This is a genomic window from Microvirga sp. P4_G7 (genome assembly GCF_056401005.1).
Map to the genome: position 1 here is coordinate 1 of NZ_JBFUKD010001149.1, position 602 is coordinate 602.

Annotated in this window: 1 protein-coding gene; it reads left to right on the plus strand. The window is 63.3% G+C overall.

Features of this window, described 5'->3' with window-relative positions:
- Nucleotides 1–10: 10 nt before the first annotated feature.
- Nucleotides 11–602, plus strand: a 592-nt coding sequence (locus AC1DT3_RS23560) for a protoglobin domain-containing protein (protein WP_477467568.1), incomplete at its 3' end; no start/stop codon positions are given.

Below are 602 nucleotides of genomic sequence, written 5' to 3' on the forward strand. Positions count from 1 at the left end.
GGGACGTGACATGCAAGACGACAAAGCGCTGGCCGAGCGGCTTCGGTTTCTCGGCATCGATGAGGATGTCTGCCGGGAGCTCCAGGATGTTTGGCGCATCATCGCGCCCGCACTGCCGGACGTTCTCCATCGCTTCTATGCGCATCTCAACGGGACACCGCGGCTCGCGGCTCTGATCGGCTCTCGGCAGCCGCGCCTTGTCGCGGCGCAATCCGAGCATTGGCGGCGGCTCTTCAGCGCCCGTTTCGACGAGGCCTATGTCGCGAGCATCCGGCGGATCGGCCTCGTCCACAACAAGATAGGTCTGGAGCCGCGCTGGTACATTGGCGGCTACAGCTTCGTCTTGAACGAACTGGTTCGGATTCTCTCGATCAAGCACCGGTTCAGCGGCGCATCGCTGGCGCGCAAGATCGACGCCATGAACAAGGCGGTGATGCTCGACATGGACTACGCCATCTCGGTGTACCAGGATGCGTTGATCGAGGAGCGCCAGCGACGCGGCAAGGAATTGGCGACCGCCATCGCCGGCTTCTCCGAAGCAGTGCAGGCGAGCCTGCAGATTTCGCGCGACGCAAGCCAGGCCCTTTCTCGCAGCGCAGTGA